We start from the raw sequence: 25,278 nt of genomic DNA, 5'->3' as shown, positions 1-25,278 counted from the left end.
GGCGCAGGCCTTAGTCAGCGGCGGCTGGTGCGGCAAGGCGGGACGCCGTAGGCGCCGGACGGGCGCCGGGCTGGCGTCCACTGGCCGTCTCCGCCAGGCGGAACCGGCGCATCAGCTGCTCCAGGCGTACCGACTGGTCCTGCATGCTGGAGGCGGCGGCGGCGGCTTCCTCGACCAGGGCCGCGTTCTGCTGGGTGGCCTGGTCCATTTGCGTGATCGCCGCGTTGACCTGGTCGATGCCGGCGCTCTGCTCGCGGCTGGCGGCGGTGATCTCGGCCATGATGTCGGCCACGCGCGCCACGCTGGCGACCACTTCCTCGATCGTGGCGCCGGCCTGCTGCACCAGCGTCGTGCCATTGTTCACCTGGGCGACCGAATCGCCTATCAGGGCCTTGATCTCGCGCGCCGCGGTGGCCGAGCGCTGGGCCAGGTTGCGCACTTCGGAGGCCACGACGGCGAAGCCGCGGCCCTGTTCGCCGGCGCGCGCCGCCTCGACCGCCGCGTTCAGCGCCAGGATATTCGTCTGGAAGGCGATGCCGTCGATGACGCCGATGATGTCGACGATCTTGCGCGAGGCGCCGTCGATGGCGCCCATGGTATCGACCACCTGGCCGACGATCTCGCCGCCGCGCGCGGCCACCTGCGAGGCCGCCTGCGCCATCTGGTTGGCCTGGGTCGCGTTGTTCGCGTTGTGACGCACGGTGGAGGTGAGTTCTTCCATCGAGGCCGCGGTTTCTTCCAGCGAGCTGGCCTGCTGTTCGGTGCGCGCCGACAGGTCGAGGTTGCCGCTGGCGATTTCGGTCGATCCGGCGGCGATCGTCCGCGAACCGGCCTGCACCTCGGCCACGACCTTGGCCAGGCCGTCGCTCATGGATTGCATCGCGCGCATCAGGGCGCCGATCTCGTCGCGGCGGCCGTGGTCGTAGGACCCGGTGAGGTCGCCGGCCGCCACGGTTTCGGCCGCCTGCACGGCGCGCGACAGCGGACGGACGATGCTGCGCGTGATCGCCACCGCGGCGAATGCGCCCAGCACGATCATCAAACCGTTCAATAGCAGCACCAGGCGGGAATGTTCCTCATAGGTGGCGCGGCTGTCGCGGGTCATTGCGTCGATGGTGCGGCGCTGGATCGACAGCAGTTCCTGCAGCGCGGCGGAATAGGCCTGGGCGGCGGGGGCGAAGCCCTCGTCGTAGCGGCGCTCGGCGGTCGCGGAGTCGCCGGCCTTCTTGGCATTCATCACCTCGACCTTGGCGGCCTGGTATTTGGCGCGCAGGGCCTGCACTTCCTGCAGCTTGGCCTTTTCTTCCGGAGAAACGAGCAGGGGCTCGACCTTCTTGATGATCTCGGTGCTGCGGGTGACGCTGTCGGCGATGTCCTTGGCGAAGACGGTGCTGAGGGTGTTGTCGGTGCTGCGCGCAATCAGCGAGGTGCGCACGATCGCGGAATAGGTGTTCACGTTCCAGTCGGACACCATGCGTTCCTTGGCCAGCGGCACGGCCAGCATCCTTTCGGTGGCCTCGGCGTTGGCGCGGGCGGTCATGAGGGCGGAAGCGGTGGCGATGGTGGCGAGCACCAGGATCAGGGCAAAAGCGACGGCGAGGCGGGTGCCGATGCGCGTATGGCGTAGCAGGTACTTCATGTGTCTCCCATGGTTTTTGTTGTAGGGAAAGTATGCGATATTTACTTGTGGTATGGAAATTCTTTCGAGCGAAGGGCGCAATCTGTGGCAATTTTGCCGCGTCCGAGATCTGTTCAATATTTCTCAGGCGCAGCCAAGAATATCCGCCACCTCGATGAGCGAATCGGCAACCACGTCCCAGTCTTCCTCGGCCCGCAGGTCCTGGTCCTGGTCCGGTCCATACTCGTGCGGCCGGCGCACGAACACGGTGTGCATTCCCAGCGCCCGCGCGGCCCGCAGGTCGCCGTTGTGGGCGGCCACCAGCGCCGCCTGGCCGGGCTCGAAGCCGGCCGCTTCCAGCGATTTCAGGTAGGTGGCGGGCTGCGGCTTGTAGCTGCGCGAAATCTCCGCGCCCAGGATGGCGTCCCAGGGCAGGCCGCCGAAGCGGGCCAGTTGCAGCATGCCGGCGATATGGCCGTTCGAGATCGGTGCGATGGCGAAGCGGCGCTTCAGTCGCGCGAGGCCGTCGGCGACATCCGGCCACGGGTCCAGCCTGTCCCAGGCGCGGGTCAGCTCGGCCAGGTCCTGCTCCGGAATATCGTCGACCGCCACGCCATGGCCGGCGAGCAGCCGCTCCAGGTTTTCGCGCTGCAGGACGTCGAGCCGGACCCAGGGCCGTTCGCCCGAACGCACGCTCTCCATTGCCGGCTGGTACAGCGCGCGCCAGGCGTTGGCAAAGTCGAAGGGGTCGAGTGCGATGTCGTAGCGCTCCAGGAAGGGCGCGGCCGCGCGCGCCACGCCCGAACGCCAGTCGACCACCGTGCCGAACACGTCGAAACCGAGGAAGCCGACCTGCTGCAGCTTGCAATTCATGTCCGCTCCCCGCTCAGCCCTGGGCGCCGGCCGCCAGCGCCACGATGGTGCGCGCCAGGCCCTCCAGCACGCGCGCCGTGGCGGCGTAGTCGAGGCTGCCCGGCGTGTCACCGGCCTGGTCGCCGGCATCCATCTTGTAGTAGGGATAGCGCAGGAAGGCGGTGTCCGTGACCATGACGGCGGGATAGCCGGCGTGCCCATAGGACGCGTGGCCGGACAGGGTCACGCCCTGCACATAGGCCGGTGCGGCCAGGCCGTAGGAGGGCAGGTCGGAAGTCGCCCGGAAAGCGGACAGGGCATCCTGTACCCGGCGCGAGGATTCGAGCGTGCCGACGTAGGCGATGAAGCTGCCGGCGTCCGGGCTGCCGGTGTCCGGACGTGCGGCATCCTCCTTCGCGCCGGGCGGGAGTTTGCGGCCGTGGCGCCGCAGCGCGTACCAGCCGGCGTCGTGCGGCGCCGGCGCGTCTTCGAGCCGCTGCGCGCTACCCGGTTCCCCATCCCTGGACCAGGACGGCTCTTCGTCGATGAAGAACACGAACTTCACTTCGGTGCCCTGGCTGGGCCGCAGGTCCTTCAGCAGGCGCGCCAGCTCCAGCACCGCCGCGGCGCCGCTGCCGTCGTCGTCGCCCGGCGCCGGGTCGCAGCGCGCGCCGAGGATGAAGATGCGCGTCGGCCTGGCGCCGGGCGCGAGATTCGATACCGCGACCTCGATATTGCGCACGAGGCGGGGCGCATGTGGTCCGCCGGCCTGGTAGCGCTGCCGCCGGATCGCGTAGCCGTCGCCGCGCAGCACGTCCTCGATGTAGCGCGCGGCCCGTTCCCGCCTGGCCGGAGTGGCCGCGCCGCGCTCGCCGGCATCGATGGCGGCCACGTGGGCGCGCAGGCGCGAGGCCAGCGGGATCTCCGGCACCGCGGCGCCGGGGCTCACGGTGAACAGCGCCAGCACCACCAGCAGGATGATGGCGACCAGGGCTTTCCAGTGTGCGCGCAGAAAGATTCGCATGACATGAAGACGCCGCAAAAAGAGACCGGGGCCGGCCTGCGATTTCATGATACCGAAATCACAAGCCGGCCCCGGTAGGGCGCTTTCAATTACGCGGAGTAACTCAGAGCTCAGCGCGCCGCGGTCGTGTTCCCCGCCGGCTCGGTCCAGCCGCCGCCGAGCACGCGGTACAGCGTGACCTGGTTCTGCAGGCGCGCCAGGTTCGCTTCGATCGCCTGTTGCTGGGCGGTGAACAGCGAACGCTGGGCATCCAGCAGGTCGAGGTAGCTGGCGGTGCCGTTGCGGTAGCGCAGGTCCGACAGGTTGAAGCGGTCGCTTTCCGCTGCCGCCACGGCCTGCTGGGCGCGCAGCTGCTCGCTGAAGGTGGCCTGGCCGGCGAGGGCGTCCGAGACTTCGCGGAAGGCGGTCTGGATCGACTTCTCGTAGCGGGCCACGGCGATGTCGCGGCCGGCAACGGCGCTCTCGACGCCGGCGCGGCGGGCGCCGAAGTCGAACAGCGGCAGGATCGCCTGCGGTGCGAAGCTCCAGCCGAAGGAGCCGGACTTGAACAGGCCCGACAGCTCGGAGCTGGCGCTGCCGGCGCTGCCGGTCAGCGAGATGCGCGGGAAATAGTTCGCGCGCGCCGCGCCGATGTCGGCATTCGCCGCGATCAGCTGCTGCTCGGCCGAGCGGATGTCCGGACGCGCGACCAGCAGGTCGGACGGCAGGCCCGCCGGCAGGTCCGGCAGGTTGGTTGCCGCCAGGGTCGCGCCCGGCGGCAGGTTGTCCGGAATGGTCTGGCCGACCAGCAGGGTCAGCGCATTCGTGTCCTGCGCGATAAGGCGCTGCTGCTGGGCCAGCACGGTGCGGGCCTGTTCGACCAGCGAGACCGCCTGCTGCAGGTCGAGCTTGGAGATCACGCCGTTGTCGAAGCGCAGCTGGGAGAGGCGCAGCGATTCCTCGCGCGTCTTGAGGGTCTGCTGGGTCAGGTCCAGCAGTTCCTTGTCGGCCAGCAGGGCCAGGTAGGTATTGGCCACCGTGGCGATCAGGCTGATCTGCGCCGTCTTGCGTGCTTCCTCGGTCGCCAGGTATTGCGCCAGCGCCGCATCGCTCAGGTTGCGCACGCGGCCGAACAGGTCCAGCTCGAAGGCGGACACCGACAGGCCGGCCTGGTAGACGCTGGTCAGGGGCGCGTCGCCGGGCGTCGAGGCGCGGTTGGCGGTCAGGCCCGCATTAACCTGCGGGAAACGCGCCGCCCGCTGGATCTGGAAGGCGGCGCGCGCCTGCTCGATGTTCAGGATCGAGACGCGCAGGTCGCGGTTGTTCGCCAGCGCCATCTGGATCAGCTGCTGCAGGCGGGCGTCGGCGAAGAAGCGCTGCCAGGCGATGCTGGCCGGGGCCTCGGCCGCCACCGGGTTGCCGCTGTGGACGGTGCCTTCCACGGTCGGGAAGGCGCCGGCCACCGGCGTGGCCGGGCGCTCGTACTTGGGCGCCAGGTTCACGCAGCCGGTCATCAGCATGGCCAGGGCCAGGGGAGTCAGGACTTTTTTCATGGTTCCGTTCATATTTCTTCTTTCGCAATACCTGCGGCTTCGGCGTGGTGCTCGTAGATCTCCTGCTGGCGTTTGCTGCCCTTGAAGATGCTGCGGATGACCACGAAGAACACCGGCACGAAGAACACGCCGAGCGCGGTCGCGGTGATCATGCCGCCCATCACGCCGGTACCGATGGCGCGCTGCGAAGCCGCGCCGGCGCCGCTGGCGATCACCAGCGGCAGCACGCCGAGGATGAAGGCCAGCGAGGTCATGATGATCGGACGGAAACGCAGGTGCGCCGCCTCGATCGCCGCCTCGATCGGCGACTTGCCCTGCGCCTGCAGGTCCTTCGCGAACTCGATGATCAGGATCGCGTTCTTCGCCGCCAGGCCGATCACGGTGATCAGGCCGACCTTGAAGTAGACGTCGTTCGGCATGCCGCGCATGGTCGCGGCCAGCAGCGAGCCGAGCACTCCCAGCGGCACCACCAGCAGCACCGAGACCGGGATCGACCAGCTCTCATACAGTGCCGCCAGGGCCAGGAACACCGCCAGCAGCGAGAAGCCGATCAGGACGAACACGGTCGAGCCGGACAGGATTTCCTCGCGCGACTGGCCGGTCCATTCGTAGGCGAAGCCGGCCGGCAGCTTGGCCGCCAAGTTCTGCATCTCCTGCAGCGCGTCGCCCGACGAGTAGCCCGGCTTCGGTTCGCCGGTGATGCTCATCGCCGGATAGCCGTTGTAGCGGGTGGTCTGCTGCGGACCGTTGATCCACTTGGTGCTGGCGAAGGCCGACAGCGGCACCGGCTGGCCCTTGGTATTCAGGGCGTTCAGGCGCAGCAGGTCTTCCGGCTGCATGCGGTCCTTGGCGTCGGCCTGGACCACCACGCGCTGCAGGCGGCCGGCGTTCGGGAAGTCGTTCACGTAGCTCGAACCCAGCGAGGTCGAGATCGCGGTGTTGATCGCATCGAAGGTCACGCCCAGGGCGTTCGCCTTGTCGCGGTCGATCTCCAGCTGCAGCTGCGGCGCATCTTCCAGGCCTTCCGGACGGATGCCGGTCAGGACCGGGGATTGCATCGCCATGCCCAGCAGCTGGTTACGCGCCTGCAGCAGGGCTGCGTGGCCGAGGCCGCCGCGGTCCTGGAGACGGAAGGAGAAGCCGGCGCCGCGGCCCAGTTCCGGGATCGGCGGCGGGCTCACCACGAAGATGAAGGAATCGCGCAGCGCCATCAGGTGCCCGGTGATGCGGCCGGCCAGGCTCTGTGCGTCCGAGCCTTGCGCCTTGCGCTCGTCCCAGGGCTTCAGCGGGATGAAGGCGAGACCCATGTTCTGGCCCTGGCCGGAGAACGAGAAGCCGGTCACGGATACCATGTCGGCGACTTCCGGCTGCTTCAGCACATAGGCTTCGGCGGCCTTCAGCACGGCGTCGGTGCGCTCGGCGGTGGCGCCCGGCGGCAGCTGGATGTTGGCGATGATGTAGCCCTGGTCTTCGTTCGGCAGGAAGGAGTTCGGCATCCTGGTGAATACCAGGCCGACCAGGCCCAGCAGCAGCACGAAGACGACCAGTGCGCGGCCGGTGCGGCGCAGGATCTTGCCGACAAAACCTTCATAGCGCTTGGCGCCGGTGCTGAACGTGCGGTTGAACCAGCCGAAGAAGCCGCGCTTCTCCATGTGGTGGCCGGCTTCCACCGGCTTGAGCAGGTGGGCGCACAGCGCCGGGGTCAGCGACAGCGCCAGGAAGGCCGAGAAGGCGATCGAGGACACCATCACCGCCGAGAACTGGCGGTAGATGTTGCCGACCGCGCCGGCGAAGAAGGCCAGCGGCACGAACACCGAGATCAGCACCACGGTCACGCCGATGATGGCGCCCGAGATCTGGCCCATGGCCTTGCGGGTCGCCTGCAGCGGCGGCAAGCCTTCCTCGGACATGATGCGCTCGACGTTCTCCACCACCACGATGGCGTCGTCGACCACGATACCGATCACCAGCACCATGCCGAACATGGTCAGCACGTTGATCGAGAAGCCCAGCGCCAGCAGGGTGGCGAAGGAGCCGAGCAGGGCGACCGGCACCACGATGGTCGGGATCAGGGTGTAGCGGATGTTCTGCAGGAACACGTACATCACGATGAACACCAGGATCACGGCCTCGATCAGGGTCTCGATGACCTGGCTGATCGAAATCTGGATGAACTTGGTGGAGTCGTAGGGAATCGCATACTTCATGCCGTGCGGGAAGTACTTCTGCAGCTCGGCCATGCGGGTCTTGATCAGGTTAGCGGTCTCGAGCGCGTTACCGGTCGGTGACAGCTGCACGCCGATACCGCTGGACGGCTTGCCGTTCAGGCGCGCCGAGGTCGAATACGCCTGGCCGCCGATCTCGATGCGGGCCACGTCCTTCAGGCGCACGGTGGAGCCGTCCGGATTCGCGCGCAGCACGATGTTGCCGAATTGTTCGACGTTCGACAGCTGGCCGGTCACGACCACGGTCGCGGTGATCTGCTGGCCGACGTTCAGCGGCAGGTCGCCGATGGTGCCGGACGCCACCTGGGCGTTCTGGGCGCGGATCGCGTTGTTGACGTCGGAAGCGGACAGCTTGAAGCCGACCAGCTTGGCCGGGTCGATCCAGATGCGCATCGCCTTCTCGGTACCGAACAGCTGGGCCTGGCCCACGCCCTTGATACGCTGGATCTCGGGCAGCACGTTACGCGAGGCGTAGTCGCCCAGCGCGATCGGGTCCCAGTTCGGGTCGTCCGAGGAGAGGATGGTGAACAGCAGGAAGTTCGAGCGGGCCTTGTCGACGCGCACGCCCTGCTGGGTCACGGCAGCCGGCAGGCGCGGGGTCGCGCGCGACAGGCGGTTCTGGACGTCGACCTGGGCCAGGTCGGGATCGGTACCGGTCTCGAAGGAGATCGTGATGGAGCCGGTGCCGTTGGCCTGGCTGGTCGACTCCATGTAGACCATGCCGGGYGAACCGTTCATCTCGCGTTCGATCACGGAGATGACCGAGTCTTCGAGGGTCTGTGCGGAAGCGCCAGGGTAGGCGACGCTGACGACGATCGACGGCGGCGCCACGGTCGGGTATTGCGCGATCGGCAGCTGCTTGATGGCGACGCCGCCAAGCACCATGATGAACAGCGCGATCACCCAGGCGAAAATTGGGCGGTCAATAAAAAAACGAGCCATTGGGAAGTCCTGTTTCTAATGTTGCTCTTACTGGCGGGTAGTGCCCGTGCCGGCGGCGGCGGCGGCCGGCGAACCGGCCGCGGCCGGGGCGCTGTTGGCGTTCTGCGGAGTCCATGCCACCGGCTGTACCGGGGTGCCCGGCGGCAGCATCTGCAGCTTCTGGAAGCCGTCGACCATCACTTTCTCGCCTTCCTTCAGGCCGCTTGTCACGACCCAGTTGGCGCCTTCCTGCGAGGCGATCTTGACGGTGCGCGGGGTCGGCTTGTTGTCCGCGCCGATCACCATCACGGTGTCGCCGGTCTGGCCGCCGCGGGTCACGGCCTGCTGCGGCACCAGGATGCCCGACGGCAGCTCGGCCTGGGCCAGGCGCACGCGCACGTACTGGCCCGGCAGCAGGGCGCTGTCCGGGTTCGCGACCTGGGCGCGCAGGGTGACCTGGCCGCTGGTCGGGTCCACGGTCACGTCCGAGAACAGCAGCTTGCCTTTGCGGCCCAGTTCGCTACCGTCGTCGAGGATCACCGACACCGGGATCGCCGAGTCGATGCCGCGGTTGCCGGCGCTCTTGCGCAGGCGCTGCAGTTCGGCGGCGGACTGGGTGATGTTCAGGTAGACGTTGTCGGTCTGCTGGATCAGCGCCATCTGGGTCGCCTCGGTGCTTGATACCAGTGCGCCTTCGGTCACCAGGGCGCGGCCGATGCGGCCCGAGATCGGGGCGTAGACGTTCGCATAGCCATAGTTGATCTGGGCGATCTTCACCTGCGCCTTGGCGGCGTTGACGTCCGCTTCGGCCTGCTTGGCGGCGGCGACGGCGTTGGTGAACTCCTGCTTGCTGACCGCATTCGCCTCGACCAGCGGCTTGTAGCGCTCGACGGTGGCCGAAGCCGAGGTCAGGTTGGCCTGGGCGCGGCCGAGCGAGGCCTGGGCGCTGTTGAGCTGTGCCTGGTAGGGCTCCGGATCGATCTGGAACAGGGACTGGCCCTGCTTGACCATGCTGCCTTCGGTGAACAGGCGCTTCAGGACGACGCCGTTGACGCGGGCGCGCACCTCGGCCACGCGGATCGCTTCGACGCGGGCCGGCAGTTCGGTTTCGAGGGCAACCTGCTGGAATTTGGTCGTGATGACGCCGACTTGCGGCGCCGGCATCTTGCCGCCGGGGGCACCGGCGCCGGCCTGGGCGGCATCCTTGTGGCCGCAGCCCGACAGCAGGGCCAGGGCGGTCAGGGTGCACGCGGCAATCCTGGTCAGATTCAGGGTAGATGGTTGGGCAGAACGCATTAAGTGCTTCCTTCTGTTGAAAAAAGGACAAAACCGTCCTGCAGTACTACTCCGGCACCGCACAACGATTCGTCATTGGCTTTTAGGTAAACGGGGATATACTATCACGAGTGTATGTTTAATGTTTCTTGACCACCAAAAAATGGAGATAGGCGCCAATGGCCCGCAGAACCAAAGAAGAGGCCGCTGCCACGCGTGACAGTATCCTTGATGCTGCAGAGAAATTGTTTGTTGAACAGGGTGTTTCGAGAACGACCTTGCAGCATATCGCAACCGCTGCCGGTGTGACGCGCGGTGCGATTTATTGGCACTTCGACGACAAGGGCGCCCTGTTCAACGCGATGATGGAGCGCGCGATCCTGCCGCTGGAGGCGGAGCTGCAGGTGCTGGACGAAGCCGATTCGAGCGATCCGCTGGCCGACCTGCGCGAGTACATGCTGGCCGTGCTGCGCCGCACGGTCGAGGACCCGGTGGCCCGCCGCGTGTTCGAGATCGCCATGCTGAAGGTGGAGTTCGTCGACGAGATGGATGCGGTGCGCTGCCGCCGCCAGCATAGCCTGAGCCAGTGGATGGCGCGCGTCGAACGCCGCATCAAGCTGGCCGCCGACCAGGGCTTGATCTCCTGCAAGGTCGAGCCGAGCACGCTGGCGCTGGCGATGTGGACCATGATCGACGGACTGGTCCGCAACTGGATGTTCGCGCCCCAGAGCTTCGATCTGCTCGAGTTGGGGAAGTGCGTGATCGATCCGTATATGGAAGGCTTGCGGGCGGGGCGCGCCTGAGCCCGCCTGAGCCCGGCAAGCCTTCGAGTATGCATGTTTACAATATTGCCAACTGATGCAAGGATGGGGCCTGTTTCCTTGTGGAGGACGGCATGCGTACCAGACTGACCATTGCGCTAGCCTTGTTCATGGTTGTACTGCTGGGCTGGCAGCATTTGCACGGCGGTGTCCCGGCCCACCACCTGCTGGCGCGCGAAGACCTGCCCGCGGTATCCAACTGGTGGGGAGTGCTGACCCTGCCGGTCCTCGCCTGGTTCCTGCTGGGCCGCATCGAGCGCCGCCGTGAAGGCGGGCAGGGCGGTACCCGTGCCATGGCCGCAGGTTTCGTCGCCAGCCTGCTGTATGGATTCACGCTGGCGCTGTGCTTCGTCTCCGGCAAGCCCGAGGTCAGCGACATCATGGCCCAGGGCGTGTTCGTCATCGCCTTGTTCCATCCGGTCTACCGCGCCGAATGCGTGCTCGGTTTCGTGATGGGGATGAGCGTGTTCCTGGGCGCCATCCTGCCGATGATCGCCGCGCTGGTCTTCGCCGCCGTCGGCGCGCTGCTGTATCACGCCGTCCGCTTCGTCTGGCTGAGGCTGTCGGCACTGGCGCGCTAGCCCATGAGATTGCTGTTGGCATTCCTGCTCGGCCTCGGCTGCGCCCCTTCGGTCCTGGCGCAGGCGCAGGCGCTGCCGTTCGCGGGCCGCTGGCTGCTGGACGATCGGCCGGCGGCACAAGCCGCCTATACCGTCCTGAGCGTCAAGGACGATCGCCTGCGCTGGAGCGGACCGGATAAATCGGTCCCGCCCTGCGAGCAGGAATTCGCACTGAAAAAGGAAAAGCCCGGCACGGTGTACCTCGATGGACGCGGCACCAGATTCCTGGCCGGCTTCCCGGGCAGCATCCCGACCTATCTGCTGACCTTGCGCAGCAGCACCTGCGGCCGCGCCGGCGAGGACGTGAGGATTCGCTATCCGCTGGTCTACGATACCCAGCACATCGAAGTCATCGAATATGAGAACGGCAAGCCGGTGAGTTCGCGGCGTTTTCACCGCAAGAAATAAATTCTTCCGAAAGATCAATGCACATCGGCCGGCACGTCTTCAGGGGATTCCGCGCGCAGCATCGAGATCAGGCCTTCCAGCGCCAGCGAAGCCTCGCCGCGCCACACCAGGTGGGTCCGGTTCTCCGCAATGTGTGCCGGCAGCTTGTGCTGCCTCACCTTGTCCGCGGCCTGCAGCGCGCCGAGCACGCTCTGCGGCACGACGGCAAAGCCGGTCCCCGCCGCCACGCAGGCGATCATGCCCTGGTAGGAACCGAATTCGAGCACCCGTTCCACTGTCACGTTTTCGCTGCCCAGCCATTCGTCCAGGCGCCGCCGGTAGGAGCAGCCGTGGGTAAAGGCGATCATGGTCAGGCGGCCGAGGTCTTTCGCATCGCGCACCGGACCCGTGGCAAGGGGCGTGATCAGCACCAGCTCTTCGCGGAACACCGGCAAGGCTTCCAGCTCGGGCGCGGTGAAAGGCTCGGACACGAAGGCAGCTTCGATCTCGAAGCTCCTGACCGCCTTGAGCAGGGCGCCGGTGGTGCCGGTGACGAGCTCCACCACCACGCCCGGATGTTCTTCGTGGAAGCGCGACAGGATGGGCGCCAGGCGGCTGCCGGCCGTGCTTTCCAGGGAACCGAGGCGAAACACGCCCTGCGGCTTGCCGCTGCGCAGCTCGTCGACGGCTTCGTCGGCCAGGCGCAGCAGGCGGGTCGCGTAGTTCAGCAGCGTCCTGCCTTCGGCGGTCAGGCTGAGCGAGCGGCCGTCGCGGCGGAACAGGCGCACGCCGAGGTACTCTTCCAGTTGCCGGATGCGGGTGGTGACGTTGGATGGCACGCGGTGCAGCTTTTCCGCGGCCCGGTTCACGCCACCCTCGCTGACGACGGTACGGAAAATGAGCAGGGCTTCCAGGTCGATCGTTCTCATGGAGAGAATGATAGTCCATTTTTATTCATTAGTCAGCGCACCCAGCTTGCGCTTTAATACAGGCATGGATAGCACGACACTTCCCCTTGCCGCCAGGAGCGGCCGCGTTGCCGCCGCCGTCTGCGCCGCGGCCATGATCTCGCTGGCGGTGGCCATGGGCATCGGCCGCTTCGCCTTCACGCCCCTGTTTCCGCTGATGGTGAGGGACGGGCTGCTCGACAGCCACGCCGGCGCCATGCTCGCCGCCGCCAACTACCTGGGCTACCTGGCCGGGGCGCTGGCGGCCTCGCGCCTGCGCATCAAGCCGGCGCTGCTGCTTGCCCTCGGGCTGGCCGGCACCGTGCTGATCACGGCGGCGGTCGGCTGGACCGCCTCCGGCTTCTGGTGGGCAGTGCTGCGCTTCCTGGCGGGCGTGATGAGCGCCTGGACCCTGGTCGCGACCAGCGCCTGGGGCCTCGGCTGGCTGGCGGCGATCGGGCGTCCGGACCTGGCCGGGGTCCAGTTTTCCGGCGTCGGGATCGGCATTGCCGCCGCCGGCATGTTCTGCCTGCTGCTGGGGCGTTCGCTGCCCTCGCCGCAACTATGGATCGGCCTGGCGGCGCTGGGCGCACTGGCGTCGATCCTGCCGCTGGTGCTGAGCCGCAGCCTGCCGGCRCCGCCGGCGCCCATGCCCGCAGCCGCAGCGGCCGCCACCGGGCCCGCCGCGCCGCAAGCCACCTTCGGCCTGGTCGTCTGCTATACCCTGTTCGGCTTCGGCTACATCCTGCCCGCCACCTATCTGCCGGCGCTGGCGCGGCAACTGGTCGACGACCCCGCCGTGTTCGGCCTGGCCTGGCCGGTGTTCGGCGCCGCGGCGGCCATCTCCACGGTGCTGGTGTCCTGGCGCCTGGCGAAGGCGCAGCGCCTGGGCGTGTGGGCGGCCRCCCACCTGCTGATGGCGGTCGGCGTGCTGCTGCCGGCCGTGTGGACCTCGCTGGCCAGCGTGACCCTGGCGGCGCTGCTGGTGGGCGGCACCTTCATGGTCATCACCATGGTCGGCATGCAGGAGGCGCGCGCGCGTGCCGAAGGGCAGGCCACGCGCGTGCTGGGCAGGATGACGGCAGGCTTCGCAGTCGGCCAGCTGGCGGGGCCGCTGGTGAGCGCGGGCATCGCCCGCCTGACGGACACCGAGGCCGCGGCCCTGCACATGGCGCTGGCGCTGTCGGCGCTGGGCCTGCTGGGCAGCGCAGCCTGGCTGTGGAAAACGAACTCGCACATTGCACATCGAAAGGGGAAACCATGAATCCGAGCCAGAGCCAGCAATTCCTTGAACGCCTCGCGCTCCAGTATCCGATCATCCAGGCGCCGATGGCCGGCGTGTCGACGCCGCGCATGGCGGCGGCGGTGTCCAACGCCGGCGGCCTGGGATCGCTGGGACTGGGAGCGAGCAATGCCGCCCAGGCGCGCCACATGCTGGAAGAAACGCGCGCCCTGACCAGCCGCTCCTTCAATGCGAACGTGTTCTGCCATGTGCCGGCACGCCGCGATGCCGAGCGCGAAGCGGCCTGGCTCGCCCACCTCGCGCCCCTGTTCGCCGATGCGGGCATCGCGGCACCAATCTCGCTCGACGAGATCTACAAATCCTTCAACGAAGATGAAGACATGTTCCGCATGCTGCTCGAGCTGCGTCCGGCGGTCGTGAGCTTTCACTTCGGCCTGCCGTCCGCCGAACGGCTGGCCGCCTTTCACGAGGCGGGCGTGTTCACGATGGCCACCGCCACCAGCCTGCGCGAGGCCGGGATCATCGAACGGGCGGGTGTGATGGCGATCGTGGCCCAGGGCATCGAGGCTGGCGGCCACCGCGGCATGTTCGATCCGGAACAAGGCGACGAAGGCCTGAGCACCTCGGTGCTGGTGCGCCTGCTGGTCAGGAAGACCGGCCTGCCGATCGTCGCCGCCGGCGGCATCATGGACGGTGCCGGAATCAGGGCCGCGCTGGACCTGGGCGCGGTGGCGGCGCAGCTGGGGACCGCCTTCATCCTGGCGCCGGAATCCTCGGCCAGCGCCGCCTACCGCGCAAACCTGAAGAGCGAACGGGCCGAGGCCACGCGCATGACCGCGGCCATTTCCGGACGCCCGGCGCGCGGCATGCTCAACCGCCTGATCGCCCACGGCGACGCGGCCGGCAGCCCGCCGCCGGCCCCGTATCCGGTCGCCTACGATGCGGCCAAGCAGCTGCACGCCGCGGCCGCCAAGGCCGGCAACCACGAGTTTGCGGCGCAGTGGGCAGGGCAGGGAGCGCCGCTGGCGCGCGAGATGCCGGCGGGGGAGATGCTGCAGCAGCTTGCCAGGGAAATGGCGATGTAAACGGAAAACGGCGGCACGAATGCCGCCGTTCACCCACTACCGTCATTCCCGCACACACCACCACGTCGTCCCCGCGCAGGCGGGGATCCAAGTTCTGCGTGCGTTACGTCAGCTTATGCAAAATCAGCGCAGCTCCTCGATCATCTTCTTCAGCTTGACCGAATCCGCAACGAAGGCACGGATACCCTCGGCCAGCTTCTCGGTCCCCATCGCGTCCTCGTTCAGCATGAAGCGGAAGGTCTTCTCGTCCATCGCGATCTTTTCGATGTCCGCGGACTGGTCGGCCACCAGCTTGCGCTCGACGGTCGCGTCGGCGTCGGCCAGCTTCTGCAGCAGGTCCGGCGAGATGGTCAGCAGGTCGCAGCCGGCCAGTTCCAGGATCTGCGAGGTGTTGCGGAAGCTCGCGCCCATCACTTCGGTCTTGTAGCCGAACTTGCGGTAGTACTGGTAGATGCGCTTGACCGACTGCACGCCCGGATCGTCGGCGCCCTGGTAGTCGGTGCCGGTCGATTTCTTGTACCAGTCGTAGATACGGCCCACGAACGGCGAGATCAGCTGAACGCCCGCTTCGGCGCAGGCCACGGCCTGGCACAGCGAGAACAGCAGGGTCAGGTTGCAGCGGATGCCGTCTTTTTCCAGGATCTCGGCGGCGCGGATACCTTCCCAGGTCGAGGCGATCTTGATCAGCACGCGCTCGCGCTTGATGCCGGCGGCTTCGTACAGGGCGATCAGTTCGCGGCCCTTGGCGACGGTCGCTTCGGTGTCGAAGGACAGCGCGGCGTCGATCTCGGTCGAGACGCGGCCCGGCACGAACTTGAGGATCTCGACGCCGAAAGCGATCAGCAGGCGGTCGACGATCTCTTCGACCGAAGCGCCCTTGGAGTCGGCGACTGCTTTTTCCAGCAGCGGACGGTATTCCGGCTTCTGGACCGCCTTCAGGATCAGCGAGGGGTTGGTGGTCGCGTCTTGCGGCGCGTAGGCCTTGATCGACTGGAAGTCGCCGGTATCGGCCACCACGGTGGTGTACTGCTTGAGCTGTTCGAGTTGGTTCATGGTGCGTGGCAAGTGATGTGAGATACGGATTCCGTGATTGTACCGCACCGGCAGCCGGCGATTTATTCGAAAAAACGCATGCCGGCATATGGCGCCGCACGGCACTGGGCCAGGCGGCTGGCCAGTTTGCCGACGTGGACCTCGAGCTGGTGGCCGTCAGGATCCAGGAAATAAAAGGAATCGCCTTCGCTCCTGTTTTTCCGCCACTCGACGGCGCCGGCCTCGAGCAGGCGCGCACGGAAAGCGGCGAAATCGACCTGGGCGACATCGAAGGCGTAGTGCGTATAGTCCGGCTCGGCCGGGGCTGCGCGCTTGCCGTCGAGCGACAGGCACAGCCATAGTTCGCCCAGGCTCAGGTAGGCGCCCGTGTTCCAGATCGCTGCCGGTTTGAAGCCAAGCAGGTCCTTGTAAAAGGCGAAGCTGCGCTCGAGGTCGGCAACGGCCAGGGTCAGGTGATTCAGTCCGCTCAGCAATCGGTGGCGTCCAGGAAGGCCGCGACCATGCGCTCCAGGCCGGCCTTGTCTTCATCTGAGAAACGTTCCAGCTTCGGGCTGTCGATATCGAACACGCCGACCAGCTTGCCGTCCTTGATGACCGGAAGCACGATCTCCGAGGCCGAGGCCGAATCGCAGGCGATGTGGCCGGGGAAGGCGTGCACGTCCGGCACCACGATGGTCTCGCGCTGCACGGCGGTGGTGCCGCAGACGCCGCGGCCGAAGGGGATGCGGGCGCAGGCCGGCTTGCCCTGGAAGGGGCCGACCAGCAGATCCTGGCCTTCGCCCTTCTTGCTCGGCACGGTGAAATAGAAACCGGCCCAGTTCAGGTCGGCCAGGGTGTCGTAGACCAGCGCCGAAAACTGCGAGGCGTTGGCGGTGAGGTCGCGCTCGCCTTCGAGGACGCTGGCGACCTGGCGTACCAGCAGGTCGTAGTCGGGGCGGGTGCTGCGTTCGGGATTGATGTGCATGACGTGAGCTCGAAGGAACTGATCGGAAAGCGATATTTTACCGCCAGCATGGCAATACTGCCGGGCCGAACCGGATGGCGCCTTTCAGGCGGCGGCCAGCTGCCGCAGGGCCGGCACGATGGCATGCAGGCTGTCGACTTCGCAGGTCGGCACGGCCTCGCCCGCATTGCCCAGCTTGCCCGGATTGAACCAGCAGCTGTCGATGCCGAAGCGGTTGGCGCCGAGGATGTCGGCGTCCAGCCGGTCGCCGACGATGACGGTTTCCCGCTTCGCAAAGGCGCGCGCCATCTTCGCCGCGTAGTCGAAGAAGCGGCTGTCCGGCTTGGCAAAGCCGCAGGCTTCGGAGGTCGAAACGAAGGAGATGTGGTCCTTCAAACCCGAGCTGGCGATGCGGCGGGTCTGGATGTGCTCGACGCCATTGGTGATGATGCCGACCTCGCCGATGGCGGACAAGGCTTCGCAGACCTGCCTGGCGCCGTCGATGAGGACGACGGTGTCCGACAGCGACTCGAGATAGAGGTGGCTGGCGGCTTGCGGATCGAGGTCGAGGGCCTTCTGCGCGAAGGTACGGCGGAAGCGTTCGACTTTCAGGAAATCCTTCGAGACGGTCCCCAGCTCGAATTCCTTCCACAGCGCGATATTGATCGCCTGATATCGCGGGAACAGGGCTTCGATGCCGTCTTTCAGGCCGAGCGCCTGCATGGTGCGCACGAAGGAAAGCTGTTCGGATGCCTTGAAGTCGAGCAGGGTGTCGTCGAGGTCGAAGAGGAAGAGCGTATGTTTCATCGGCTATATATTAGCCGAGCATGCGAACTCTGTCTCAGGTGGTCAGCGGCGTCATCACCAGCTTGCGGAAGGCCGGGCGCGCAGCAAGGCGGTCGAACCATGCCTGCAGCCCGGGCAGGGGTTCGCGTTCGATCGGCAGGGCGAACCAGCGCCAGGCCGCGCAGCCCGCGGCGATATCGCCCACCGTGAACGTGGCGCCGCCGACGTAATCCTGGCCGCCCAGATGGCGGTCGAGAATGCGCATCGTGGACAGGGCGGCAATGCGCTGCTCCTCGATCCTTGCCGGATCGCGGTCGGCCGCGGGCGTGCGCATGAAGGCGCGGAACAGGGGCAGCAGGGCCGGCCACAAGGTCGAATTCGTCCAGTCCATCCAGCGCTCGGCATCGGCGCGCGCGCGCGGCTCGAGCGGCAACAGGCCATCCTGCGCGTATCGCCCCGCGAGGTACCTGACGATGGTGTTGGATTCCCAGACCACGAAACCGTCGTCCTCGATGGTGGGCACCAGGCCGTTCGGATTCAGGTTGCGGAAGGCCGGCGTGCCGACCACGCCGAAGTGGCGTCCGGCGTCGATGCGGCGATAGTCGAGCGCCAGCTCCTCGCAGCACCAGAGGACTTTCTGTACATTGATCGAATCGGCGTTGCCCCAGACGGTAATCACGGCGCCGGGATCAACCGATGAAGGAATCGAACTGCATGTCGAATTCCTGCAGCGCCTTCTGCGCATTCTGCATCTTCTTCCTGAACTCCGGCCCGCGCTTCAGGGCCAGGCCGACCGCCAGCACGTCGATCACGACCAGGTAGGCCAGGCGCGCCGAAATCGGCGTGTAGGGGTCGATCGCGAACACGAGGTCGATCGGGATCAAGAGGCTGGCCATGTCCGCCAGCGGGGTGCCGGAGGGCGCCAGCACGATCACCTCGGCGCCGCCGCGGCGCGCCAGTTTCGCGGAACGCGTGAGTGCGGGATTGTTGCCGCGTTGAGAAATTGCCACCACCACGTCGCCTTCGCGCAGCAGGGCCGCGGCGATCGAGTGGATCGCCGGATCCGTGTAGGCGATGGTCGGCACACCGGAGCGGAAGAACTTGTGCTGGGCGTCGGCGGCCACGAAGCCGGAGGTGCCCTGGCCGTAGAACTCGATCTTGTTGGCGCGCGACAGGATGTCCAGCGCCTTCTGGATCAGCTCCGGCTTGAGGTTGTTGCGCAGGTCGAGCAGGGTGTTGATCGAGCGGCTGCAGATCTTGTTGACCAGGTCGGCGGCGAGGTCGTCCTGGGCCGGCTGCTCGGTGGCGCCGGGCAAGGCCAGCGCCAGGCCTTGCGCCAGTTTCAGCTTGAACTCATGCCAGCCGTCGTAGCCGAGGGTGCGGCAGAAGCGCACCACGGTCGGCTCCGAGACCCCTGCTGCGCGCGCCAGCGCGGTGATGTTCTGGCTGACGGTGGCGCTGGGCGATGCCAGCACGGCGAGCGCCACCTTGCGTTCGGATTTCGACAGCGAGTCGAGCTGGGTGCGGATGGAATCGAGCAGCACGGGGTCGGCGTCCTTAATCTTCCGGCAGCGCTTCTTCGCGCCACTGCAGGCCGTCGCGGCCGATCAGGGCGCTGGACGCGGCCGGGCCCCAGGTGCCGGAGGAATAGGGCACCGGCGAGGTGTCGTCCTGCTCCCAGTAATCGAGGATGGGCTCGACCCATTCCCAGGCCGCTTCCAGCTCGTCGCCGCGCATGAACAGGGTCAGCTGGCCGCGCAGTACATCCAGCAGCAGCCGCTCGTAGGCTTCCATGCGCGGCGCCTTGAACTGCTCGCGGAAATCGAGTTCGAGCTCGGCCTGCTTCAGGCGCATGCCGTCGCCCGGGGTCTTGGACATCAGGTTCAGCGACAGGCCCTCGTCCGGCTGCAGGCGGATCACCAGGCTGTTCGGCTGGAAGCTGGAGGTCGGCTGGTTGAAGATCGAGTGCGGAATCGGCTTGAAGCGCACGACGATCTCGGCCAGGCGGTCGGCCATGCGCTTGCCGGTGCGCAGGTAGAAGGGCACGCCGGCCCAGCGCCAGGTATCGATCTCGGCCTTCATGGCGACGAAGGTCTCGGTCTTCGACTGCTTGGGYGCGCCCGGCTCGTCGCGGTAGCCCGGCACCGGCTGGCCGTCGACGTAGCCGGCGCGGTACTGGCCGCGCACGATGTTCTGCGTCAGCGTGGTCGGCGTGAAGCGCTTCAGCGAGCGCAGCACCTGCAGCTTGGAATCGCGCACGGCGTCCGGCGCGATCGAGGTCGGCGGTTCCATGGCGACGATGCACAGCAGCTGCAGCAGGTGGTTCTGCAGCATGTCGCGCAGGGCGCCGGAATTGTCGTAGTAGCCGAGGCGGTTGCCGACGCCGATCTTCTCGGCGATGGTGATCTGCACGTCCGAGATCCACTCGCGGCGCCACAGCGGCTCGAACAGGACGTTACCGAAGCGCAGSGCCAKCAGGTTCTGCACSGYYKCCTTGCCCAGGTAGTGGTCGATCCGGTAGATCTGCGATTCGGCGAAGACCTTGCCGACGTCCAGGTTGATCTGCTTGGCCGACTCCAGGTCGCGGCCCAGCGGCTTTTCCAGCACCACGCGCGAGTTCGGCGTGGCCAGGCCGCTGGCGGCCAGGTTGTCGCAGATCTTCGCGAACAGCGAGGGCGGGGTGGCCAGGTAGTACACGCGGGTCAGGGACTCGTCCTTGCGCAATGCCTCGGCCAGGCCGGCGTAGCTCTTCAGGTTGACGGCATCGACGGACACCCAGGTGATGCGGTCCAGGAATTTCTTCCACGCGGCTTCGGCGACGCTTTCCTTGATATGCGGCTTCGAATTCGTCTCGACCATCTGCAGGAAGCCTTCCTGCGTCATTTCTTCGCGGCCCACGCAGATGATGCGCGCGCTCGGGGGAAGGTCGTTGGCGACGTCGCGGGCATACATCGCGGGCAGGAGTTTGCGCATCGCGAGGTCGCCGCTGCCGCCGAAGAAAACGAGATCGAAATCGGAAAGTGCCATGGAGTATCTGATCGTAAGGGAGGGATAAGCTTGAATTGTAAATTTACTACACGAATATTGATCACGCAAGAAAATTTACTACGTCATCGAGCGATCCGAGGAAATATGGTGCCACATCCATTTAATGGCGGGCATTCGCGTGGGCACGGTGTGCCCACGCCGGCCGCGCCCGCCCTACATCAGCCGCGGTATTCCGGCATCTCGAGCCCGGCCACGTCGACGCGGAAGGCCAGCACCTTGCCGCTGTCCGGCATCGCCGCCAGCTCCTCGGCCGGACGGCCGCCGCACGCACTGGTGACGTACAGGGTACGCAGGTCCGGGCCGCCGAAGCAGACCGCGGTCGGGCACTTCACCGGCAGGTCGATCTGCTGCAGCAGTTCGCCGGTGGGCGACAGCTTCAGGATGCGGCCGCCTTCGTACATCGCGATCCAGTAATTGCCTTCGCTGTCGAGTGCGGCGCCGTCGGGACGGCCGCCATAGGTGCCCGAGGTTTTATCGGCCTCGAAGGTGACCAGGTTGCGGCGGTTCGACGCGGTGCCGCTGGCGAGGTCGTAGTCGTAGCAGTCGATGCGGTGGCTGGTGGTATCGGCGTGGAACATGGTCTTGCCGTCCAGGGACCAGGCCAGGCCGTTCGAATTGGTCATGCCGCCGCTCCAGGCCAGGCGCAGCTTGCCCCTGTCCAGCACGTACATCTCGGCCTTCGGCTGGTCGCGCGGTTCGTAGATGGTGCCGACCCAGAAGCGCCCTAGCGGGTCCACGCGGCCGTCGTTGAAGCGCATGATCTTCGTATCGTAGGGCGCGGGCGCAATGTCCTCGGCTTCGCCGCTGCTGGTGTTCAGGTAGACGAAGCCGTTGCGGGTGGAGATCACCAGGTTGTTGTCGACGTCGACGGCCAGGGCCGACGGTTCGCTGTCCATCTTCCACGCCGAATACTTGCCGCTCGCCGGATGCAGGCGGTGCACGGTCAGGCCGGGAATGTCGACCCAGTACAGCGCCGATTCGACCGCATGCCAGATCGGGCATTCGCCGGTCTTCATCGCCTCGTCGTGCGCTACCACGAAATGTTCGGTTTTCATGAGGAATCCTTACAGAGACTCAGATGGCGGCCTTGGCGCGCGCGATCAGGCCATTGGTCGAGCTGTCGTGCCGGGCCGGCTGCACGTCGCCGTTGAGCTCCGCCTCGATCTTCTTGGCCAGCACCTTGCCCAGTTCGACGCCCCACTGGTCGTAGCTGTTGACGTCCCACAGCGCGCCCTGCACGAAGACCTTGTGCTCGTACAGCGCGATCAGGGCGCCCAGGGTGGCCGGGTTCAGGTAATCCATCAGGATGGTGTTGCTCGGGCGGTTGCCCGGGAAGGTCTTGTGCGGTACCAGGCGCTCGATTTCTTCCGCCGGCTGGCCGGCCAGGTCGGCGCGTACTTCAATCGCGGTCTTCCCTTTCATGAAGGCTTCCGACTGCGCGAAGCAGTTGGCCAGCAGGGCCGCGTGGTGGTTGTGGAACTCGTGGGCCGGGCGCAGGGCGGCGATGAAATCGATCGGTGTCACGTCCGTGCCCTGGTGCAGCAGCTGGAAGTAGGCGTGCTGGCCGTTGGTGCCGACGTCGCCCCAGATCACCGGGCCGGTGTCGTAGTCGGTGATGGTGTCGCCGGCGCGCGTGACGCGCTTGCCGTTGCTTTCCATGTCGAGCTGCTGCAGGTAGGCCGGGAAGCGGTTCAGGTCCTGGTGGTAGGGGGCGATCGAGACCGAGGCGCAGTCGAGGAACTCGCGGTTCCAGAAGCCGACCAGGCCCAGGATCATCGGCAGGTTCTGCTCGATCGGGGCGCTGCGGAAGTGCTCGTCCATGGCGTGGGCGCCGGCCAGGAAATCGCTGAAGTAGCCGAAGCCCACGCACAGCGCGACCGGCAGGCCGATCGCCGACCACACCGAGTAACGGCCGCCGACCCAGTCCCAGAACGGGAACATGTTGGCCGGATCGATGCCGAAGGTCTTGATGGCTTCGACGTTGGTCGACACCGCCACGAAGTGCTTTGCCAGCGCCTCTTCCGGCGCGTTCTGCAGGAACCAGGCGCGGGCCGTGTTCGCGTTCATCATGGTCTCGGCCGTGGTGAAAGTCTTCGAGGCGATGATGAAGAGGGTGGTTTCCGGGTTCACGCGCGACAGCGCCGCGTCCATGTCGTGGCCGTCGACGTTGGAGACGAAGTGCATGCTCAGGCGCGGATGGGCGAACTGGCGCAGCGCCAGGCAGACCATCTTCGGGCCGAGGTCGGAGCCGCCGATGCCGATGTTGACGACGTCGGTGATCTCCTTGCCGGTGTAGCCCTTCCACGAACCGTTGCGCACGCTGTCGCTGAAGGTCCGGATATGGTCCAGCACGGCGTGCACGTCGCCGGTCACGTCCTGGCCGTCCAGCGTGAAGGGCTTGTTGCGCGGCGCGCGCAGGGCGGTGTGGAGGACGGCGCGGTTTTCCGTCAGGTTGATCTTCTCGCCGGCAAACATGGCGTCGCGCAAACGCTCGACGCCGCGCTCGCGCGCGAGTTGCGCCAGCAGTTCAAGCGTGCGCCCGTCCAGACGGTTTTTTGAATAGTCTAGGAACAGCCCGGCGGCCTCGCAGGAGAGGCGTTCGAAGCGCTGCGGATCCTGTGCGAACAGCTCGCGCATCTGCCACTCCCGGGCCTGGGAAGCATGGTTACGGAGCGACTGGTAGCTGGTGGTGCTGGTGAGAAGAGGTTGGCGCATAGGTAGTGGTGACGACGGACGGTATGATGTCATTTTGTGCAGGTTATCGAATCATACAGGAAGTGGGCGTAAAATCACTACAAATTGTGTTCGAAGTTGCGTGAGCGTGGTGCTCACCCTACGGCAGGGCGGGCACACCGTGCCCGCGATCAACACCCGAATTCCCTAAGGCTGCAATTGAAAGCGGGGCGCCAGCATGCGCCCCCTCGCATTTTGTAGTAAAATTTCAGAAATCCAATTCATAAGGAACGATCATGGCGGTGCATCCCGTAGTAGAGAAGGTGACCCAACGCATCATCCAGCGTAGCCGGCCCTCGCGCCAGGCTTACCTGGCGCACCTGGACGCGGCGCGCGTCAAAGGTGTCCAGCGCGGGACGCTGGCGTGCACGAACCTGGCGCACGGCTTTGCGGCATTCCCGGCCAGCGACAAGCTCAAGCTGCGCGAGCAGAAGCAGCCGTCGGTGGCCATCGTTTCCTCGTACAACGACATGCTGTCGGCCCACCAGCCCTTCGAGTACTTCCCGAAAGTGATCAAGGACGCGGTGCGCGACGTCGGCGCGGTGGCCCAGTTCGCCGGCGGCGTGCCCGCCATGTGCGACGGCATCACGCAAGGCCAGCCGGGCATGGAACTGTCGCTGTTCTCGCGCGATACCATCGCGATGTCGACCGCCATCGCGCTGTCGCACAATATGTTCGATGCCTCGCTCTACCTGGGCATCTGCGACAAGATCGTGCCGGGCCTGCTGATCGGCGCGCTGCACTTCGGCCACATCCCGGGCATCTTCGTGCCGGGCGGCCCGATGACCACCGGTATCTCGAACAAGGAAAAGGCGGCGATCCGCCAGCGCTATGCGAAAGGCCAGGCCACCCGCGAAGAGCTGCTGGAAGGCGAATCCGCGGCCTACCATGGCGCCGGCACCTGCACTTTCTACGGCACGGCCAACAGCAACCAGATGCTGATGGAGATGATGGGCCTGCACCTGCCGGGCGCCGCCTTCATCACCCCGGGCACCCCGCTGCGCGACGCGCTGACCCGCGCCGCTGCCCAGCGCGCCGTCAAGATCTCCCAGCAGGGCGGCGAGTACATGCCGATCGGCCACATCGTCGACGAGAAGAGCATCGTCAACGCGATCGCCGCGCTGCACGCGACCGGCGGCTCGACCAACCACACCATGCACCTGATCGCGATCGCGCGCGCAGCCGGCATCGTGGTCGACTGGAACGATTTCGACGAGCTGTCGAAGGTGGTGCCGCTGCTGGCGCGCGTCTACCCGAACGGCGACGCCGACGTGAACCACTTCCAGGCCGCCGGCGGACCGACCTTCGTGATGCGCGAACTGCTGGATGCCGGCCTGGCCCACGACGACGTCAACACCATCCTCGGCCGCGGCCTGCGCGCCCACTGCAAGGAACCCTTCCTGGACGGCGACCAGGTGGTCTGGAAAGACCTGCCGGAACAGAGCGGCGACGAGGCCGTGCTGCGCAAGCACACCAACCCGTTCAGCCCCGATGGCGGCCTGATCCTCGTGCAGGGCAACCTGGGCCGTGCCGTGATGAAGGTCTCGGCCGTCAAGAAGGAACACCACATCGTCGAGGCGCCGGCCAAGACCTTCGATTCGCAGGAAGACTTCATGCATGCGTACAAGGCCGGCCATCTGAACACCGACTTCGTCGCCGTGATCCGCTTCCAGGGCCCGCGCGCCAACGGCATGCCGGAACTGCATGCGCTGACCCCGGCGCTGTCGAACCTGCAGGACGCCGGCTACCACGTGGCGATGGTCACCGACGGCCGCATGTCGGGCGCGTCCGGCAAGGTGCCGGCGGCGATCCACGTGTCGCCGGAAATCCTGGCCGGCGGTCCGCTGGGCCTGGTGCGCGACGGTGATATCATCCGGGTCGATGCGACCGCCGGCACGCTCGAGGCGCTGGTGCCGGCCGACGTGTGGGCATCGCGCAAGATGGCCACGGCCGACCTCAGCAGGAGCCACATCGGCATGGGCCGCGAGCTGTTCGAGGTGTTCCGCAAATCCGTCACCGCAGCCGAGGAGGGCGCCGCCCACTTCCCGCTGCCGTCGCTGATCGACACCACCGTCCCTCTGCATGAAGGCACCGACAGTGGTGAGATCATGCCGGGTTCCGACGAAGATTTCCTGTTCCGCAAATCCACCGCCAAGTGAAAGCAA

Annotated in this window: 22 protein-coding genes; 6 read left to right on the top strand and 16 right to left on the bottom strand. The window is 66.6% G+C overall.

Annotated elements, in window-relative coordinates:
- Nucleotides 1-10: 10 nt before the first annotated feature.
- From AC1DIX_RS06815 to AC1DIX_RS06790, 6 genes are all read right to left on the bottom strand, one after another.
- Nucleotides 11-1,639 (bottom strand): methyl-accepting chemotaxis protein, encoded by a 1,629-nt coding sequence (locus tag AC1DIX_RS06815; protein WP_477323044.1) that lies wholly within the window; start codon nucleotides 1,637-1,639, stop codon nucleotides 11-13.
- A gap of 123 nt (nucleotides 1,640-1,762) precedes the next feature.
- Nucleotides 1,763-2,491 (bottom strand): haloacid dehalogenase type II, encoded by a 729-nt coding sequence (locus tag AC1DIX_RS06810; RefSeq protein WP_477323042.1) that lies wholly within the window; start codon nucleotides 2,489-2,491, stop codon nucleotides 1,763-1,765.
- Between the two features lie 13 nt (nucleotides 2,492-2,504).
- On the bottom strand, nucleotides 2,505-3,494 hold the full coding sequence (locus AC1DIX_RS06805) for a M28 family peptidase (protein WP_477323040.1): 990 nt from the start codon (nucleotides 3,492-3,494) through the stop codon (nucleotides 2,505-2,507).
- 110 nt (nucleotides 3,495-3,604) lie between these two features.
- On the bottom strand, nucleotides 3,605-5,026 hold the full coding sequence (locus tag AC1DIX_RS06800) for an efflux transporter outer membrane subunit (RefSeq protein WP_477323038.1): 1,422 nt from the start codon (nucleotides 5,024-5,026) through the stop codon (nucleotides 3,605-3,607).
- Between the two features lie 8 nt (nucleotides 5,027-5,034).
- On the bottom strand, nucleotides 5,035-8,193 hold the full coding sequence (locus AC1DIX_RS06795; protein ID WP_477323036.1) for an efflux RND transporter permease subunit: 3,159 nt from the start codon (nucleotides 8,191-8,193) through the stop codon (nucleotides 5,035-5,037).
- 27 nt (nucleotides 8,194-8,220) lie between these two features.
- Nucleotides 8,221-9,468: an efflux RND transporter periplasmic adaptor subunit gene (locus AC1DIX_RS06790; protein ID WP_477323034.1), complete on the bottom strand. Its 1,248-nt coding sequence runs from the start codon at nucleotides 9,466-9,468 to the stop codon at nucleotides 8,221-8,223.
- A 257-nt stretch (nucleotides 9,469-9,725) separates the two neighbouring features.
- On the opposite strand from AC1DIX_RS06790, the gene AC1DIX_RS06785 reads away from it, so the two are divergent.
- The 3 genes from AC1DIX_RS06785 (at nucleotide 9,726) to AC1DIX_RS06775 (ending at nucleotide 11,296) form a co-directional block, all read left to right on the top strand.
- Nucleotides 9,726-10,250, top strand: a complete 525-nt coding sequence (locus AC1DIX_RS06785; RefSeq protein WP_477323032.1) for a TetR family transcriptional regulator — start codon at nucleotides 9,726-9,728, stop codon at nucleotides 10,248-10,250.
- 92 nt (nucleotides 10,251-10,342) lie between these two features.
- On the top strand, nucleotides 10,343-10,849 hold the full coding sequence (locus AC1DIX_RS06780) for a hypothetical protein (RefSeq protein WP_477323030.1): 507 nt from the start codon (nucleotides 10,343-10,345) through the stop codon (nucleotides 10,847-10,849).
- 3 nt (nucleotides 10,850-10,852) lie between these two features.
- Nucleotides 10,853-11,296, top strand: coding sequence for a hypothetical protein (locus AC1DIX_RS06775; RefSeq protein ID WP_477323028.1), 444 nt, complete (start codon nucleotides 10,853-10,855; stop codon nucleotides 11,294-11,296).
- 14 nt (nucleotides 11,297-11,310) lie between these two features.
- On the opposite strand, the gene AC1DIX_RS06770 is transcribed toward AC1DIX_RS06775, so the two are convergent.
- Nucleotides 11,311-12,204 carry a LysR family transcriptional regulator gene (locus tag AC1DIX_RS06770; RefSeq protein ID WP_477323026.1) on the bottom strand — a complete coding sequence of 298 codons (894 nt, stop codon included), beginning with the start codon at nucleotides 12,202-12,204 and terminating at the stop codon, nucleotides 11,311-11,313.
- Nucleotides 12,205-12,268: 64 nt separating this feature from the next.
- On the opposite strand from AC1DIX_RS06770, the gene AC1DIX_RS06765 reads away from it, so the two are divergent.
- Nucleotides 12,269-13,486: a YbfB/YjiJ family MFS transporter gene (locus AC1DIX_RS06765; protein ID WP_477323024.1), complete on the top strand. Its 1,218-nt coding sequence runs from the start codon at nucleotides 12,269-12,271 to the stop codon at nucleotides 13,484-13,486.
- Nucleotides 13,483-14,550 (top strand): NAD(P)H-dependent flavin oxidoreductase, encoded by a 1,068-nt coding sequence (locus AC1DIX_RS06760; RefSeq protein WP_477323022.1) that lies wholly within the window; start codon nucleotides 13,483-13,485, stop codon nucleotides 14,548-14,550. Before AC1DIX_RS06765 ends, AC1DIX_RS06760 begins: the two co-directional genes overlap by 4 nt.
- Before the next feature lie 123 nt (nucleotides 14,551-14,673).
- On the opposite strand, the gene tal is transcribed toward AC1DIX_RS06760, so the two are convergent.
- The 9 genes from tal to pgi form a co-directional block, all read right to left on the bottom strand.
- The gene (gene tal / locus AC1DIX_RS06755; protein ID WP_442122429.1) at nucleotides 14,674-15,603 is read right to left on the bottom strand and encodes a transaldolase; all 930 of its coding nucleotides are present in this window, start codon (nucleotides 15,601-15,603) and stop codon (nucleotides 14,674-14,676) included.
- A gap of 62 nt (nucleotides 15,604-15,665) precedes the next feature.
- On the bottom strand, nucleotides 15,666-16,076 hold the full coding sequence (fos, locus tag AC1DIX_RS06750) for a fosfomycin resistance glutathione transferase (protein WP_442122430.1): 411 nt from the start codon (nucleotides 16,074-16,076) through the stop codon (nucleotides 15,666-15,668).
- Entirely contained in the window at nucleotides 16,070-16,567 is a 498-nt protein-coding gene (locus tag AC1DIX_RS06745; RefSeq protein WP_477323020.1) for a GAF domain-containing protein, read from the bottom strand. The genes fos and AC1DIX_RS06745 overlap by 7 nt, the downstream gene beginning before the upstream one ends.
- A gap of 84 nt (nucleotides 16,568-16,651) precedes the next feature.
- Nucleotides 16,652-17,353 (bottom strand): YjjG family noncanonical pyrimidine nucleotidase, encoded by a 702-nt coding sequence (locus AC1DIX_RS06740; RefSeq protein WP_477323018.1) that lies wholly within the window; start codon nucleotides 17,351-17,353, stop codon nucleotides 16,652-16,654.
- Between the two features lie 34 nt (nucleotides 17,354-17,387).
- Complete coding sequence (locus tag AC1DIX_RS06735; protein WP_477323016.1) at nucleotides 17,388-18,011, bottom strand: glutathione S-transferase family protein; 624 nt, start codon at nucleotides 18,009-18,011, stop codon at nucleotides 17,388-17,390.
- Between the two features lie 10 nt (nucleotides 18,012-18,021).
- Nucleotides 18,022-18,876 (bottom strand): SIS domain-containing protein, encoded by an 855-nt coding sequence (locus tag AC1DIX_RS06730; protein ID WP_442122434.1) that lies wholly within the window; start codon nucleotides 18,874-18,876, stop codon nucleotides 18,022-18,024.
- Nucleotides 18,877-18,889: 13 nt separating this feature from the next.
- On the bottom strand, nucleotides 18,890-20,359 hold the full coding sequence (gene zwf / locus AC1DIX_RS06725; RefSeq protein WP_477323014.1) for a glucose-6-phosphate dehydrogenase: 1,470 nt from the start codon (nucleotides 20,357-20,359) through the stop codon (nucleotides 18,890-18,892).
- Between the two features lie 179 nt (nucleotides 20,360-20,538).
- A complete protein-coding gene (locus tag AC1DIX_RS06720) occupies nucleotides 20,539-21,435 on the bottom strand; it encodes an SMP-30/gluconolactonase/LRE family protein (RefSeq protein WP_477323012.1) in 897 nt (298 codons plus the stop codon).
- 19 nt (nucleotides 21,436-21,454) lie between these two features.
- Nucleotides 21,455-23,095 (bottom strand): glucose-6-phosphate isomerase, encoded by a 1,641-nt coding sequence (gene pgi, locus AC1DIX_RS06715; RefSeq protein ID WP_477323010.1) that lies wholly within the window; start codon nucleotides 23,093-23,095, stop codon nucleotides 21,455-21,457.
- Nucleotides 23,096-23,349: 254 nt separating this feature from the next.
- Here pgi and edd point away from each other — a divergent pair, with 254 nt between their 5' ends.
- On the top strand, nucleotides 23,350-25,272 hold the full coding sequence (edd, locus tag AC1DIX_RS06710; RefSeq protein ID WP_477323008.1) for a phosphogluconate dehydratase: 1,923 nt from the start codon (nucleotides 23,350-23,352) through the stop codon (nucleotides 25,270-25,272).
- Nucleotides 25,273-25,278: the final 6 nt, after the last annotated feature.

The organism is Massilia sp. 05N420 (genome assembly GCF_056397205.1).
The sequence above is the reverse complement of the archived record's forward strand: the minus strand, read 5'-3'. Positions and strand labels throughout refer to the sequence as shown.